General features: G+C 63.4%; 14 protein-coding genes. 12 read left to right on the top strand and 2 right to left on the bottom strand.

The window, feature by feature from the left end; genetic code table 11:
• Positions 1-60 precede the first annotated feature (60 nt).
• Both ACWGPT_RS02890 and ACWGPT_RS02885 read left to right on the top strand, forming a co-directional pair.
• Complete coding sequence (locus ACWGPT_RS02890) at positions 61-1,302, top strand: cytochrome P450 (RefSeq protein WP_452604056.1); 1,242 nt, start codon at positions 61-63, stop codon at positions 1,300-1,302.
• A 176-nt stretch (positions 1,303-1,478) separates the two neighbouring features.
• The gene (locus ACWGPT_RS02885) at positions 1,479-1,697 is read left to right on the top strand and encodes a DUF1127 domain-containing protein (protein ID WP_452604055.1); all 219 of its coding nucleotides are present in this window, start codon (positions 1,479-1,481) and stop codon (positions 1,695-1,697) included.
• A 44-nt stretch (positions 1,698-1,741) separates the two neighbouring features.
• On the opposite strand, the gene ACWGPT_RS02880 is transcribed toward ACWGPT_RS02885, so the two are convergent.
• On the bottom strand, positions 1,742-2,716 hold the full coding sequence (locus ACWGPT_RS02880) for a LysR family transcriptional regulator (RefSeq protein ID WP_452604104.1): 975 nt from the start codon (positions 2,714-2,716) through the stop codon (positions 1,742-1,744).
• 130 nt (positions 2,717-2,846) lie between these two features.
• Here ACWGPT_RS02880 and ACWGPT_RS02875 point away from each other — a divergent pair, with 130 nt between their 5' ends.
• Both ACWGPT_RS02875 and ACWGPT_RS02870 read left to right on the top strand, forming a co-directional pair.
• Positions 2,847-3,812 (top strand): MBL fold metallo-hydrolase, encoded by a 966-nt coding sequence (locus tag ACWGPT_RS02875; RefSeq protein ID WP_452604103.1) that lies wholly within the window; start codon positions 2,847-2,849, stop codon positions 3,810-3,812.
• Between the two features lie 105 nt (positions 3,813-3,917).
• A complete protein-coding gene (locus ACWGPT_RS02870) occupies positions 3,918-4,787 on the top strand; it encodes an alpha/beta fold hydrolase (RefSeq protein ID WP_452604054.1) in 870 nt (289 codons plus the stop codon).
• A gap of 15 nt (positions 4,788-4,802) precedes the next feature.
• On the opposite strand, the gene ACWGPT_RS02865 is transcribed toward ACWGPT_RS02870, so the two are convergent.
• Positions 4,803-5,624, bottom strand: coding sequence for a helix-turn-helix domain-containing protein (locus tag ACWGPT_RS02865; protein WP_452604053.1), 822 nt, complete (start codon positions 5,622-5,624; stop codon positions 4,803-4,805).
• Between the two features lie 114 nt (positions 5,625-5,738).
• On the opposite strand from ACWGPT_RS02865, the gene ACWGPT_RS02860 reads away from it, so the two are divergent.
• From ACWGPT_RS02860 to ACWGPT_RS02825, 8 genes are all read left to right on the top strand, one after another.
• Positions 5,739-6,686 carry a DUF6282 family protein gene (locus ACWGPT_RS02860; RefSeq protein ID WP_452604052.1) on the top strand — a complete coding sequence of 316 codons (948 nt, stop codon included), beginning with the start codon at positions 5,739-5,741 and terminating at the stop codon, positions 6,684-6,686.
• A gap of 13 nt (positions 6,687-6,699) precedes the next feature.
• Positions 6,700-7,740: an NAD(P)H-quinone oxidoreductase gene (locus ACWGPT_RS02855; RefSeq protein ID WP_452604051.1), complete on the top strand. Its 1,041-nt coding sequence runs from the start codon at positions 6,700-6,702 to the stop codon at positions 7,738-7,740.
• The gene (locus ACWGPT_RS02850; protein ID WP_452604050.1) at positions 7,737-8,510 is read left to right on the top strand and encodes an HpcH/HpaI aldolase family protein; all 774 of its coding nucleotides are present in this window, start codon (positions 7,737-7,739) and stop codon (positions 8,508-8,510) included. The genes ACWGPT_RS02855 and ACWGPT_RS02850 overlap by 4 nt, the downstream gene beginning before the upstream one ends.
• A gap of 33 nt (positions 8,511-8,543) precedes the next feature.
• Positions 8,544-9,308 carry an SDR family NAD(P)-dependent oxidoreductase gene (locus ACWGPT_RS02845; RefSeq protein ID WP_452604049.1) on the top strand — a complete coding sequence of 255 codons (765 nt, stop codon included), beginning with the start codon at positions 8,544-8,546 and terminating at the stop codon, positions 9,306-9,308.
• A gap of 136 nt (positions 9,309-9,444) precedes the next feature.
• Positions 9,445-10,869: an aldehyde dehydrogenase family protein gene (locus ACWGPT_RS02840; protein ID WP_452604048.1), complete on the top strand. Its 1,425-nt coding sequence runs from the start codon at positions 9,445-9,447 to the stop codon at positions 10,867-10,869.
• A 119-nt stretch (positions 10,870-10,988) separates the two neighbouring features.
• Positions 10,989-11,438: a tripartite tricarboxylate transporter TctB family protein gene (locus ACWGPT_RS02835; RefSeq protein WP_452604047.1), complete on the top strand. Its 450-nt coding sequence runs from the start codon at positions 10,989-10,991 to the stop codon at positions 11,436-11,438.
• A gap of 24 nt (positions 11,439-11,462) precedes the next feature.
• The gene (locus tag ACWGPT_RS02830; protein WP_452604046.1) at positions 11,463-12,968 is read left to right on the top strand and encodes a tripartite tricarboxylate transporter permease; all 1,506 of its coding nucleotides are present in this window, start codon (positions 11,463-11,465) and stop codon (positions 12,966-12,968) included.
• Positions 12,969-13,026: 58 nt separating this feature from the next.
• Positions 13,027-13,650 carry a nuclear transport factor 2 family protein gene (locus ACWGPT_RS02825; protein WP_452604045.1) on the top strand — a complete coding sequence of 208 codons (624 nt, stop codon included), beginning with the start codon at positions 13,027-13,029 and terminating at the stop codon, positions 13,648-13,650.
• Positions 13,651-13,745: the final 95 nt, after the last annotated feature.

The raw sequence follows: 13,745 nt of genomic DNA, 5'->3' as shown, positions 1-13,745 counted from the left end.
ATATTTGATACAATAAGTATAAATGATACCGATCGTGTGTCTTCACGAAAGGATATTATCATGATGCCGATGACAGATGCATACGATCAGTCCTCCGGATCTGACCAAGTGCCGATCTTGCGGGTAAAGGACCTGGAAGCAGATCCGCATGCCGCCTTCCGCTATTGGCGCCAGCGACGCGCAGTCGTCGCCTTCGAAGGTGGGTATTTTGTGCTCCGCCATGAAGCGGTTGTTCGCCTGAGCAAGGACGAGCGCCTTCGCGCCACGGAAACCGCATTTCCCCGAACACGCGGCATTTCGGACGGTCACCTGTTCGAATTCTTCCAGAACGGCATGCTGACGGCCAATGACGGGATCCATGCCACCCGTCGCCTTCCCGTGTCACACGCGCTGGCGACGCGCTTGATCGACGACGTCAGACGTCATGCCCGCGCCTCTGCCCGTCGTTTGATCGCGGCCTTCCCGAAACAGGAACCCTTCGATTTCGTCGGTCATTTTGCAGCACTCCTGCCCATCCATGTGCTCGCCAGCCTTCTGGCCGTGCCCGAACAGGAACAGGCGGCGTTTACCGACGAGGTCCAGCAGTTCAGTACATTCTTCCGCCCATCCTCCGGCGAGAAGGATGTCGCTTCCTCATCAGACGCGGCCGGACATCTCTTTGCCCGTCTTCGATCGCTGTGCGAGACGCGACGGCATGACCCCCAAGACGACATCATCTCCCATCTCGTTTCCTCGGCGGATGATCATGAGCTTAGCGGGGAGGAAGTGCTTGCCCAGGTCACGCAGTTGATCATCGGCGGCACGGAATCGATGCGCGCGACCATTGCGGGAATGACCGGAAATCTCCTCCTGCGCCGGGCGCAATGGCGGGAGGTCTGCCAGGGACCGGAACTGGTGGCGGCCGCCGTGCGCGAAGCCATGCGCTACGAACCTGGGATTGCCGGCCTGGTCAGGATAGCCGCGGAGCCGATCGACATCGACGGCACCACCATCCCTGGCGGAGCGCTCGTCGTTCTTTCGATCATGTCGGCCTTGCGGGATGAGGAAGTCTTTCACGATCCTGACGTCTTCGACATTCATCGCGCGCCCGGGCCTTTTCCGCATCTTGCCTTCGGAGCCGGCGTTCACCATTGCGTCGGGCGGGCCCTGGGGCTTGCACAACTGGAGGAATGCCTCGCCGTCCTCACAAGCACGTTGCCGGGCCTGCGGCTTGAAGATGTTCCCGTCGTGAACGGCTTCATGTTCACCCGAGATCCCTTGCCGATGTGCGTTTCACATCCCGATCGCCTTGCAATGGACTAAGGGCCGCCCGCTGGCGAACGGGGGCACATGCCTGTCGCTCCCGTGCTCGCGGGTTCCGGTTCCATTCGAAAGACAATTCCACAGTCGTGAAATTCAGACGCCACGGGGATGGAAAGAATGGGAACTGACACCGGCTCGTGTCGGTGTGTCCCGATCATCACGATGGAGGATGGAAGATGACCACACATTTTGTGAGCCTCGACCGTCAGACAGCCAGAGGCGTTCTTTCACGGCTTGTGAGCAAGTTTACCGATGCGCTGAAGCGTCGGCGCAAACAGCAACGGGCGACCGAAGCTCTGGAAAGCCTGCCTGACTATCTGCTGAAGGACATCGGTATTTCCAGGAGCCAGATCCGGTCCGCCGTGACGCGCGATATCGAGCCGGGTCCCTTCTAGGCTCAAACGGTCCTGTCCTGGGCGCGGGCAGAACACGTGGCGCATTACTCGACGATGCGGTCCCATCTTTGGGCGCGGACATAGCTGAGGAATGCGCGGACAGCGGCGCTGGTGTGGCGTCGGCCGGGATAATACAGGTACCAACTCGGCAGCGTCTGTTTCCAGTCGCCGAGCAATTCCGTGAGCCTGCCTTGGCGGATATCCTCACGGGAATAGTCGTCGAGCAGATGAGCGATGCCTGCGCCCGCAAGAGCCGCCTGGCGCTCCTGGTGCGCGGAACTCAGCGTCAGACGACCTTTCGGCGCGATTTCCACCTCCGCGCCGTCTTTCGAGAATTTCCACGTGGCCATGGTCCCGCCGGGAAAACGGCGGCGAACGCAATCGTGCTGCAGAAGATCCTGCGGCGTCTCTGGTCGGCCGCGCCTGACGAGATAATCCGGCGATGCCACGATCGCATACTGCAGGGCAGGTCCGAGGGGGATTGCAATCATGTCCTGCGCGAGTTGGTTTCCGAAGCGGACGCCCGCATCAAAACCCTGCTCGACGATATCGATGATTGCAGCATCACTGACGATCTCGACGTTGATGTGGGGATAGATTTCCATGAACCCGAAGGCCAGCGGGCACAAGATGTGGTCGGCGGCCGGACCCGGAGCATTGATCCGCACCGTGCCGGACGGGTGCTCGCGCAACTGGTTGAGATCGTCGATGGCCGTCCTGATGTCGTGAAGGGCGGGTCTCAGCCGCTGGAGAAGCCGCTCGCCCGCTTCGGTCGGCGCGACGCTCCGGGTCGTCCTGTTCAGCAGGCGGATGCCCAGCGCCTCTTCGAGCAGACTGATCGACTGGCTGATCGCGGAGGACGAGACGCCCCTGTTCAGCGCGGCAGCCCTGAAGCCTCCGCACCGGACGACGTCCTCGAAAATCTCCAGATTGTCCAGGCGGAGCGGGCGCATTGCAAAGCCTTGCTTAATAAGCTGATCGGGTTTGATTAGCTTATCCGCGCGATCCATCCGTGTCATCCTTTCAAGGCAGGTAGTAGACGGGAAGGCGCTCAGCGCCTGCCACCGACCGCTGGAAAACAATCGGCACGAACCACTGATGGACGGGATGACGAGGATGAGCGAAATCACAGTAAACCGCCGGCGGATCATGCTGGCTGCCGCTTCGGGTGCAGCGGGGCTGATGGTGGCCCCTGGCATCGCGCTTTCGCAGGACGCTCCGGCGACGTCATCGCCTGCCCGGGGCGGAAACGTCGGGTATTACCGTTTTCGCGTCGGCGAGGATATTTCGGCGACGGTGTTGAGTGACGGGCTGATCGGCGGGCCACCGCGCGTCTATGCCAGCGACGTGCCGGAGGCTGAGCTGGAGGCGGTTCTGAGGCAGGCCTTTCTGCCGACCGATCGCCTGACGCTCAACCTCAATACGCTGCTGATCGAGACGCAAGGGAGACGGATACTCCTGGAGGCCGGAGCAGGAGAGACGATGGGGCCGCAAGGTGGGCGGGTCTTCGCCAACCTGGCGGCGATCGGTCTACGACCCGAAGATATCGACGTGGTGGTCGTCTCCCACACGCACCCGGACCATGTTGGCAACCTGCGAACGGCTGACGGCGGCAGGGCATTTCCGCGGGCGACGATCTTTGCCCCTCGTGCTGACTGGGACTTTTTCGTCAGCAACGATCCCGACCTTTCCTACATGCCGGTGCCGGAGGAATTCCGCCGCAATTTCGCAGCCGCCATCAAGCGGAGTGTCGAGCCCGTCACAAGGGGGATCGAGCTCTACGAGGCAGGGGCGGAGATCGTTCCCGGACTGACCACGCTTCCGGCAGTCGGACACACTCCCGGCATGGCGAACTTCCTCGTTCATTCCGGGAGTGACCAGCTCCTGTTGACGGCCGATCTCGCCTATCATCCCGTCGTCAATGTCGATCGCCCCTGGCTGCCTGGACCCGACCGCGACAAGGACACCGCCCTTGCATCGCGCCGCCGCATATTCGACATGGCAGCGGCAGACCGGCTCCTCGTTCTCGGCTTCCACTATCCGTTCCCGGGGCTTGGCCGGATGCTCAAGACCGATGCGGGCTATGCCTGGGTTCCGATCACCTGGCAGTTCTGACGAGGTGAGGTGACGCCTGGGCCATCCGCGCCAGTTGACATCGACAATCAGTGCGGGTTGTGTGCTCCGATAAGGACAACCAAGATATTGTTGTGGAGCGCCGCAATGACAGCGACCATTTCCGGCATCACGCATCATCGCGCGGTGGTGAACGGCACGAACCTGCATTACGTCTCCGCGGGCAATACCGGTTCGCCGGTCCTCCTGATCCATGGTTGGCCGGAAACCTGGTGGGCTTTCCACAAGGTCATTCCATCGGTTGCCGAAAACCATCGCGTGTTCGCCATCGATCTGCGGGGCTTCGGGGATTCCGATATCGCCCGACCCGGCGACACGGCCGCCACCATGGCCGAAGATATTCACGCACTGATCGGGCATCTTGGGCTGGGGCCGGTTCACCTCGTCGCCCAGGACTTTTCCGGCCCGCTGGCCTTTCGGGCGGCGGCGACCTGGCCGCAGGACGTCAAGAGTTTCATCGCAGTCGAGACCGGCCTGCCGGGTTTCGGCCTCGAAATCCTGGCCCACCCGACGATCGCCTGGTATTTCGGCACGCTCGCAAAACCGGGTGCCGCAGAGCGCTTCTTCAAGGGGCGTGAGACGGAACTGCTGAGCGAGTTCATCTTCACGCCGCCCGTAACAGTATCCAATGCCATCCAGGCTGACGACATTGCCGAATTCATTCGCGGCTATGCCCGGCCAGGTGGCTGGAATGGCGCGCAGACGATCTATGACAGCAACCTGCGAGACATCGAGGCGTACAAGGCGCTGGTCGCGACCAGGCCTCTGGCAATGCCAGTCCTAGCCATCGACCAGCAGGGGTCCAGTTTCACCGCGCAGTCGTTCAGCGCGGCTGCCCCGAATACCTTAAGGACCCGGGCGATCGCCGAGACCGGTCACTATATCGCCATGGAGGCACCGGTCTCTCTCGCCTCGGCCATGCTGGAATTCATGAGGGACATCGACCAGACCGGCTGACATCGTGTCGGAGCCTCAGGCACTCCCCGAAGATGCTCGCGGAGGCGGGCTTTCCTCGATCGCCATGTTGCTGGACAGGCGGTCCAGGTCGTCCGAGATCGCAGAGGCCGCCGACTTGAGGACGGGGGCGAAGCGGTCGATGGCCTGCTGGTCCGAATCGAAGGCGGACTTGAAGTAGGTGAGGCCGAGGGTGGCGAGGACGCTTCCTGTCTTGCCGATGATCGGAACGGCGATCGTGTTGGAGTTTCTGGGCTCCACCAGCGAGGAACGCGTAGCGTAGCCGGTCTTGCGGATCTGCTTGATCAACCGGTTCAGGTCGTCCGGGTGGTGGCTGAGCGCATTTTCGGGATCTTCCGACTTCCTGAGGCTGTCTGTGATCGCGTCGAACTCCTGCTGGTCCACGAAGGCGAGGTAGGCAAGCCCCAGGCCCCGGGTCAGCATGCCAAGCCTGCGGTTTACCGTGCTGTGGAAGGGCGAGATCGGGCTGTCCGGCACGGTGCTGAAGCGCACGATCATCCCGTCGTAATCCGGAAGGGCGATCGCGACCGGCCATTTGTGCTTGCGGGTGATGGCGATCGCCCAGGCGCGCCCGGCCTCGACTACCATCGGCCCCTTGTGGAAGCCCGAACTGAGGGAGGTGACGAGCGCGGTCACCTGATAGCCCCCCTGGCGTGCGTCATTCTCCACATAGCCGGCTTCCTCCAGGGTCTGGAGGATGCGCACGAGCGTCGGTTTGGGAAGCTTGGTCCGCGCGTGAAGCCTTGCAATCGTATTGATGGGCTGCAGGTTGAGTTCCTGCAGGACGTTCATTGCACGTTCGATCGACCGAATTCCCATGATTGTCTCCCCCTCGTGCTCCACATCGTTTCGATGCGCGGAACGTTCCGGACGATAGGTTGTCGCAGGCCCAAGTCAAGTTCTAAGCCTGCCGGGACAGAGCGAGGAGACAGCATGGCCACCGCAGATGATACGAAACGCAATCGCGAACAGGTCCGCGAACTGATTGCCGGCGTGGACGAGGCTCTTGCGGCAAGGCTGCTGCGCGGCGCACTCGATCTTCATGTCCATTCCGGTCCCTCGACCATGCCGCGTCAGCTCGACCATCTCCAGGCGGCCGAGGAGGCGGCGGCAGCGGGTATGAGGGCCGTGCTCTTCAAGGACCATCACTATTCCGTCGCCCCGTTCATCCCCTTGATGGAGAGGATCCTCGACCGCGATGGCCTGTCGATGTTCAGCGGCCTCGTCCTCAACAATTCGACCGGCGGCCTCAATCCGTTCGTCGTCGATGCCCAGCTGAAGATGGGCGCCAAGCTCATCTGGATGCCGACGGCGCAGGCGGCGAACCATATCAGGAGCGCCCATCGCAAGGTCCGTCTCGCCTCCAACGTCCAGTTGCGGGACGCTCCCGGGCTTACCGTCGTCGACGGCTACGGCAATATCCTCGACGAGGTGAAGCAGATCCTCGATCTCATCGCCGAGTTCGACGCCATTCTCTCCTCTGGACACCTGCATGTCTGGGAGATCTGGCGGCTGTTCGAGGAGGCGAGGGCGCGGGGCGTGAAGCGGCTCCTGGTCAACCACCCTATGTACGGGCTGCATTTCAGTTATGACGACATCCGCGACCTCGCCGCCATGGGGGCGCTGATCGAACAGTCGGCCGCGCTTTATGTGGACAGCCGCTTCAACGTCTTCTCTCCCCAGGAGCTGAAGGAGCACATCCTGGCAGCCGGGGTCGCACGATCGTCGATCGGCTCGGACCTCGGGCAGGTGGATAATCCGACCCCGGTCGAAGGGATGCGCCAAGCGATCAAGCTTTGTCTCGCCCTCGGGTTCACCGAGGCGGAGGTGCGTACCATGGTGGCGGACAATCCGGCTGCGCTCGTGGGCCTGACGGACTGACCGGACGAGCACGGTGAAGATCGTCGAAATCGAAAAGCCGGGTGGTCCGGAGGTGCTGCGGATCGTGGAACGACCGCGGCCTCGGCCAAAGGCAGGGGAGGTCGTGATCCGGGTCGTCGCCGCCGGCGTCAACCGGCCGGACGTCCAGCAGCGGCGCGGCCTTTACCTTTCGCCACCGGGTGCCTCGGCGGTCCCCGGTCTCGACGTCTCCGGCATTGTCGAGGAGGTCGGGGCAGGGGTCATGACGCTGACGCCGGGAACCCCGGTCTGCGCTCTCGTGAACGGCGGCGGATATTCAGAGTTCTGCCTCGCCCCCGCCGTGCAATGCATGCCGGTTCCCGCAGGCCTCACGTTCATCGAGGGGGCGTCCTTGCCGGAGGTCTTCTTTACCGCATGGAATAACCTCATCCGGCTCGGTCGCCTTGCCGAGGGGGAGACGCTTCTTATCCACGGGGGGACGAGCGGCGTCGGCATGGCCGGCATCCAGATCGCACGGCACCTGCGTCGCGCGACAGTCTTCGCAACTGCAGGCAGCGTCGAGAAACGGAATATCTGCCTGCAGGCGGGAGCCATCGCGGCCGTGGACTACCGGGGAGCCTGGGATGCGGAGATCCGGGCGCTAAACGGCGGACGCGGCGTGGATGTTATCCTCGACGCCCAGGCGGGACCGGACACGCAACGGCAACTCGATCTCCTCAGCGAAGACGGGCGGCTGATCCTCATTGCCAGCCACCAGGGGGAGGTTGCGGAGGTGAACTTGCGGACGCTGGTGCGGCGTCGCCTGACAGTCGCCGGCTCGACCTTGCGACCACGGACCCCGGAGTACAAGGGGCAAATAGCCCGCGAACTGGTGGAGGAGGTCTGGCCGCTGATCGCCGACGGTCGCATCCGGACACGGATCCACGACGCGCTGCCCTTCGGGAAGGTTCGTGATGCCCACGCCATCCTGGACGAGAACCGGCAGATCGGAAAGGTCGTGCTGGTCGTCGATCCGTCGCTGGCGGAGACGGTTCCCCAGCCATGTCATTCGTTTCGGCAGGAGAAGACAGCATGACCGGTGAACGACCGAGCTTCACGACCTTCCGCGATCGTCTCCTGGCGCGCGAGCGAATGCTCGGCACCTTCCTGAAGATCCCGACGACGCAGGTCATCGAGATCCTCGGCGCGCTCGGCTACCATTTCGTGGTGATCGACCAGGAGCATGCCGCCCTCGACCGGGGGATAACCGACCTCATGATCCTCGCGGCACGGGCGGCCAATATCGCACCGGTGGTCAGGGTTCCGGAATACAATCCGGCTGCCATCCTGTCGGCGCTCGACAGTGGCGCGATGGGGATCATGGTTCCGCATGTCACCTCCGTGGAGAAGGCGCAGGCGGTTACCAGAAGTTGCCGGTACGCCGGCGGTGGTCGCGGTTTTGCCGGATTGACCCGGGCGAGCAACTGGGGAAGCGTCGGCGGCACGGAGCACATGGTCCTGCAGGACAGCCAGGTTGCCTGCATCGCCATGATCGAGGACCAGGAAGCGGTCGACAGGGCGGGAGATATTGCCCGCGTCGAGGGGGTGGATTGCCTCTTCATCGGACGCGGCGACCTCACGGCATCCTTCGGGGCCGATCCCGATGCCGGCCAGAAGGTCGCGGAAATCAGTACGAGAGTTGCGTCCGCTGCACGGCAGGCAAATGTGCCGTTGATGATGCTTTCCGGGAGCAAGGCCGATCATGAGTTCGTGACAGGGCTCGGTGCAAGCGCCATGCTGGTTTCCAGCGACCACGGATTCATCCGGCAAGCCGCGGGAAAGGCTCTTGCCGATTACAGGGAATAGGCGGTCTGCTGCGTTGGAGGGGAGCGGAAGAAAATGTCGGACAGGATCAAGATCCCCGAACTGCCGGTGCCAGGGGTAAGCGTCGTCACGGGCGGAAGCAGCGGGATCGGCCGAGCGACCGCCGTGCGGCTGGCCGCGCTCGGCGGGACCGTGGTCGTCGGCTACAACAGCCGACTTGATGCGGCCGAGGATGTCGTGCGCGGACTTGCCGGGAACGGCCATGTGGCGATGCGGATTTCGATCGACGATCCGGTGTCGATTTCAGCCGCGGTCGCCGCCGTCACGGAGCGGTTCGGAAAGGTCGATGCGCTCGTCAACAACGGCGGCGCGACCACGCCCGTCCCTGCCGGGGACCTCGATGGCCTGACGGACGAGATCTTCGACCGGACCGTCATGCTCAACCTGCGCGGTCCGTATGCGATGATCCGGGCCTTCCGCCCGCTGCTCGAGCGCGGGGACAAGGCGGCGATCGTCAACATTTCCTCCATTGCGGCGCGGACGGGGATCGGCAGCAGCCTTGCCTATCTCGCGGCGAAGGGCGGGCTGGACTCGCTGACGATCGCTCTCGCCAAGGTGCTGGCACCGAAAATCCGGGTCTTCTCCGTCTCGCCGGCGGGGGTGGACACCGACTTCGTGCCAAACCGGACGCGGGAGCAGCTCGAGAAGGTCGCCGAGAAACTGCCGCTGGGACGAGTTACCACTCCGGACGACGTGGCCCGCGCGGTCGTCGCCTGTATCGTCAACCTGACGAGCTCGACAGGCATCATCGTGCCGGTCGACGAAGGCCGGCACCTGTGAGGCGGGCAGGCGCCTTGCCTTCAGGCATGTTCCGCCGGCTCCGTCAGGCGGAATGGCACCGGGAACGCGTTGCGACGACGACTGAAAACTGTACTGTCCTCAAACCCAAGCCTGCGGTCACCCAATGAGCCGAACCATGGAAAAGCTGAAATTCTATATCGACGGTGGCTGGGTTGATCCGGCCGTGGCCGCCGAGACCGGCGTTATCAATCCGGCCACGGAGGAGGAGTTCGGGAAGATCAGTCTCGGCACGCGCGAGGACGTGGATCGCGCCGTTCGGGCCGCCCGGTCTGCCTTCTGGACCTACAGCGAGACGAGCGTCGCGGAGCGGCTCGAGTATCTGGCAAGGATCATTCGCGGGTTCAGGGCCCAACTGCCCGAACTGGCGAGGCTGATGACGCTGGAGATGGGATCGCCCATCACCTTTTCCACCGAGCGCCAGGCTACGGTGGCGCTGTTCCATTTCGAGGAGGCGGTCCGCGTCCTGTCGGCCTATGAATTCGAGCAGAGAATGGGCAGCGGGATCATTCGCCGCGAGCCGATCGGGGTTTGCGGTTTCATCACGCCGTGGAACTGGCCCCTCAACCAGGTTGCCTCCAAGGTCGCGCCCGCACTGGCCGCAGGCTGTACCGTCGTGCTGAAGCCGAGCGAGCTGGCGCCGTTGAGTTCGATGCTGCTCGCCGAGATCATCGACGATGCGGGGCTGCCGTCGGGGGTCTTCAATCTGGTCAACGGCGACGGCCCGGTCGTGGGCGAGGCGATTGCGAGCCATCCCGATATCGACATGGTCTCTTTCACCGGCTCGACCGCTGCCGGCATCAGGGTCGCAAAACTCGCCGCGGATACGGTCAAACGCGTCGCCCAGGAGCTCGGCGGAAAGTCGGCCAACATCATCCTGCGCGATGCCGATATCGAGGCCTCGGTGACGGCGGGCGTGCACGCCTGCTACACGAATGCCGGCCAGAACTGCCAGTCGCCCACCCGCATGCTCGTTCACCGGTCACAGCGCGATCTGGCGTTCGAGGCGGCTCGAAAGGCCGTGGCCGGCATCCGGCTGGGGGATCCGCTCGATCCCGGTACCACGATGGGACCACTGGTCAGCCGTGCTCAGTTCGAGAAGGTCGAGAGCCTTATCCAGGCGGGGGTGGACGAGGGTGCGACCCTCGTCGCGGGCGGACCCGGCCAGCCAGCCGAACTCAACCGGGGATACTTCGTCCGCCCGACGGTCTTCGGCGACGTCACGCGCGGGATGCGGATCGCGCGCGAGGAGATTTTCGGCCCCGTCCTATCGATCATCAACTACGAGACGGAAGAGGAAGCGATCGAGATCGCCAACGACACTCCGTTCGGCCTTGCCGGCTTCGTCCAGTCCTCAAATCCGGACAGGGCCCGACAGGTTGCCAATCGGATAAGGGCAGGACGGGTCTATCTCAACGGCGCGCCCTTCGACCGCAGCCTGCCGTTCGGAGGCTACAAGCAGTCCGGCAACGGCCGGGAGTTCGGCCTTTTCGGCTTCGAGGAATATCTCGAGGTCAAGGCAATCCTTGGCTACCCATCCTAGCCGGCCACCAACTGCAGCCGCTTCGACGAGGAGGTCGAGCGGCTTGCAGCAACATTGCTGAATACGGGCGACCCCGGCCAAACGGGACTTCTGCGCGTGTTCGTTTCGGGAGGTTTCGCATGAAAATCGGCCAGGACAGCTTGCTCGGGTTCTTTTTTACCCTGACCGGCTGCGTCGCGTTCGCGATCGCGATCCAGTATCCGTTCGGTACGTCCGGGCGCATGGGGCCGGGATATTTCCCGGTTATCGTCGCGGGACTGCTGGTTCTGACCGGAATAGCCGTTCTCGTCCGCTCCATGTCTTCCTCCGGGGAAGAACTCCAGGCGGTCCGCTGGAAGCCAATGCTCCTGGTGCCCGGGGCAATCGTCGTTTTTGCCCTCGCCGTCGAGCCGCTCGGGCTTCTGGTGGCGGTTGTTCTTCTGCTCGTTCTCAGTGCTGCAACCAGCATCAAGTTCCGCCTCGACCCCAAGGCGCTCGTCGGATCGGTGGTCTTCGCCGGCGTCTGCTGCATCCTGTTCGTGCAGTTGATCGGTCTTCCCATGCCGATCCTCGGCACCTGGCTGCAATAGACGACGCGGAAGGAGAGCTCTGACATGGACATATTCGACGGACTTCTGGTGGGGTTCTCGACGGCGACCACCCTTTGGAACCTGCTCTACTGCTTCGCGGGCGTCCTGCTCGGCACGGCGGTGGGTGTCCTGCCGGGGCTGGGGCCGATCGCCACGATTTCCATGCTCCTGCCGTTCACCTTCGGCCTCCCGGTCGACACCGCGTTGATCATGCTGGCCGGCATTTTCTACGGCTCGCAGTATGGCGGCTCCACCACGGCCATCCTGATGAACCTCCCGGGCGAGGCTTCCTCGGTCGTCACCACGCTTGACGGCCACGAGATGGCGAAGCAGGGCAAGGCAGGCCGGGCGCTGGCAGCTGCGGCGATCGGCAGCTTCTTCGCGGGCACCGTCGGCACGCTTTTCATCGCCATCTCCGCGCCGCTTTTGGCAAGTCTCGCACTCACCTTCGGCCCGGCCGAGTACTTCTCCCTGATCATGCTCGGGCTGATCACCTCCATGGTGCTGGCAAGCGGATCGCTGCTGACGGCCTTCGGAATGGCGCTCTTCGGGATGATGCTCGGCATGATAGGCACGGACGTCAATTCAGGCGCGGCGCGCTTCACCTTCGGGTCTCCAAACCTGCTCGACGGGTTGAACTTCGTCGTCGTCGCGACGGGTATCTTCGGGCTCGGCGACATTCTCGCCAATCTGGAGAACGAACGGACCAGGCAGGCCGGAATTGCCCCGGTCAGCAGCCTTTTCCCGACCCGCGAGGATCGGCGCCGGATGGTCGCCCCGATCCTGCGGGGCACGGGTCTCGGCGTCGTGCTCGGCGTGCTGCCGGGTGCGGGGGTGCTGCTTGCCTCCTTCTCCGCCTATGCCCTAGAGAAGAAGGTCTCGCGCCATCCGGAAGAGTTCGGCAGGGGCGCCATAGAGGGGGTGGCGGCGCCGGAGGCGGCGAACAACGCCGCAGCCCAGACCTGTTTCATTCCCATGCTGACGCTTGGACTTCCAGGAACCGCGACCATGGCGCTGATGATCGGGGCCCTCGTTATTCAGGGCGTGCAGCCGGGACCGGAAATCCTGTCGCAGCAGCCGGCCCTGTTCTGGGGGCTCGTCGTGTCCATGTGGCTGGGCAACCTGATGCTGCTTTTCCTGAACCTGCCGCTTGTCGGCCTCTGGGCGAAGCTTATCTCGGTGCCCTACCACTTTCTCTATCCGATGATCTGCGTCTTCGTCGCCATCGGGGTCTACAGCATCAACAACAGCGTGTTCGACGTCTACATGATGGCCCTGTTCGGCGTGCTCGGCTATTTCTTCCGCAAGGTGGGAGCGGAGCCTGCGCCGCTTATCCTCGCCATGATCCTGGGACCGATGGCGGAGGAGTACCTGCGACGCGCGCTCCTGCTCTCGCACGGTGATGCCAGCGTTTTCGTCACCTCGCCTCTCAGCCTCATAACACTGATCGCGGCGGCCCTCCTGCTCCTTTCCATCGTCTCGCCGAGGTTTAGGCGGGTACGGGAGGAAGGCCTGCAGGAAGCGGACTGAGCGAGACGATCTTCCATTCGTCCCCCGGAATTGATGCGCGCAGTCGCAGGAGGAAGCCATGCTGCAGGATACCGATACTCGCCTGAGGGCACATCTCGACCGCGAGGAGCTTTTCGATCTGGTCCGCCGCGAGCGGTTTGCGCGGGACCAGCGCCGCTTCGAGGTGATGCGGGCATGCTTCCATTCGGACGCCTACGTGCGCACAAGCTGGTACGAGGGACGCGGCGGCGACGCCTATGTCGAGGCGACCCGGACATGGATGGGCAATACCGGCAACAGCAAGCACTGGGTCTTTCCAGCCTTCGCCCAGGTGGTCGGGGACCGGGCAACGGTGGAAAGCCCGGCGATGATCTTCAACCGGGCGCGGGTGGAGGACGTGGAAGTGGATTTTCATGTGTTTTGCCGCTTCTTCTCGCGCGCGGTCAGGGAGGAAGGGCGGTGGCGGCTCGCGTCCTTCGAGGTGCTGTTCGAGAGGGACGTCATGAAACAGGTCAATCCCGCGGATACGCTGCCGATCGACTGGCAGGTGCTTTCCGGCATGAGACCCTCCTACAAGTTCCTGACCTACATTCAGAGCCTGCGCGGGGTGATGGTCAATCCCGATCTACTGGGAGATGACCGACCGGAGCAGTTGACCCGGTTCCACGCCGGCGAGGATCATTGGCTTGCGGGTGATGAATGACGGTGTCTGCAGGCTCGCGGTTCCGTCAGGCGAAAGACCGGAAGTCGGCCCTTCGGCGAAAGGCTTCACCACGCTATTTTCGATGAGGAGGCCCG

Source organism: Pseudorhizobium sp. NPDC055634 (assembly GCF_053618655.1).
This window is presented reverse-complemented; position numbering and strand designations above follow the sequence as displayed.

What these genes read in the sequence shown, in the direction of transcription:
- ACWGPT_RS02890 (WP_452604056.1), top strand. Translation starts at nt 61, where the DNA reads ATGATGCCGATGACAGATGCATACGATCAGTCCTCCGGATCTGACCAA.
- ACWGPT_RS02885 (WP_452604055.1), top strand. Translation starts at nt 1,479, where the DNA reads ATGACCACACATTTTGTGAGCCTCGACCGTCAGACAGCCAGAGGCGTT.
- ACWGPT_RS02880 (WP_452604104.1), bottom strand. Translation starts at nt 2,716, where the DNA reads ATGACACGGATGGATCGCGCGGATAAGCTAATCAAACCCGATCAGCTT.
- ACWGPT_RS02875 (WP_452604103.1), top strand. Translation starts at nt 2,847, where the DNA reads ATGCTGGCTGCCGCTTCGGGTGCAGCGGGGCTGATGGTGGCCCCTGGC.
- ACWGPT_RS02870 (WP_452604054.1), top strand. Translation starts at nt 3,918, where the DNA reads ATGACAGCGACCATTTCCGGCATCACGCATCATCGCGCGGTGGTGAAC.
- ACWGPT_RS02865 (WP_452604053.1), bottom strand. Translation starts at nt 5,624, where the DNA reads ATGGGAATTCGGTCGATCGAACGTGCAATGAACGTCCTGCAGGAACTC.
- ACWGPT_RS02860 (WP_452604052.1), top strand. Translation starts at nt 5,739, where the DNA reads ATGGCCACCGCAGATGATACGAAACGCAATCGCGAACAGGTCCGCGAA.
- ACWGPT_RS02850 (WP_452604050.1), top strand. Translation starts at nt 7,737, where the DNA reads ATGACCGGTGAACGACCGAGCTTCACGACCTTCCGCGATCGTCTCCTG.
- ACWGPT_RS02845 (WP_452604049.1), top strand. Translation starts at nt 8,544, where the DNA reads ATGTCGGACAGGATCAAGATCCCCGAACTGCCGGTGCCAGGGGTAAGC.
- ACWGPT_RS02840 (WP_452604048.1), top strand. Translation starts at nt 9,445, where the DNA reads ATGGAAAAGCTGAAATTCTATATCGACGGTGGCTGGGTTGATCCGGCC.
- ACWGPT_RS02835 (WP_452604047.1), top strand. Translation starts at nt 10,989, where the DNA reads ATGAAAATCGGCCAGGACAGCTTGCTCGGGTTCTTTTTTACCCTGACC.
- ACWGPT_RS02830 (WP_452604046.1), top strand. Translation starts at nt 11,463, where the DNA reads ATGGACATATTCGACGGACTTCTGGTGGGGTTCTCGACGGCGACCACC.
- ACWGPT_RS02825 (WP_452604045.1), top strand. Translation starts at nt 13,027, where the DNA reads ATGCTGCAGGATACCGATACTCGCCTGAGGGCACATCTCGACCGCGAG.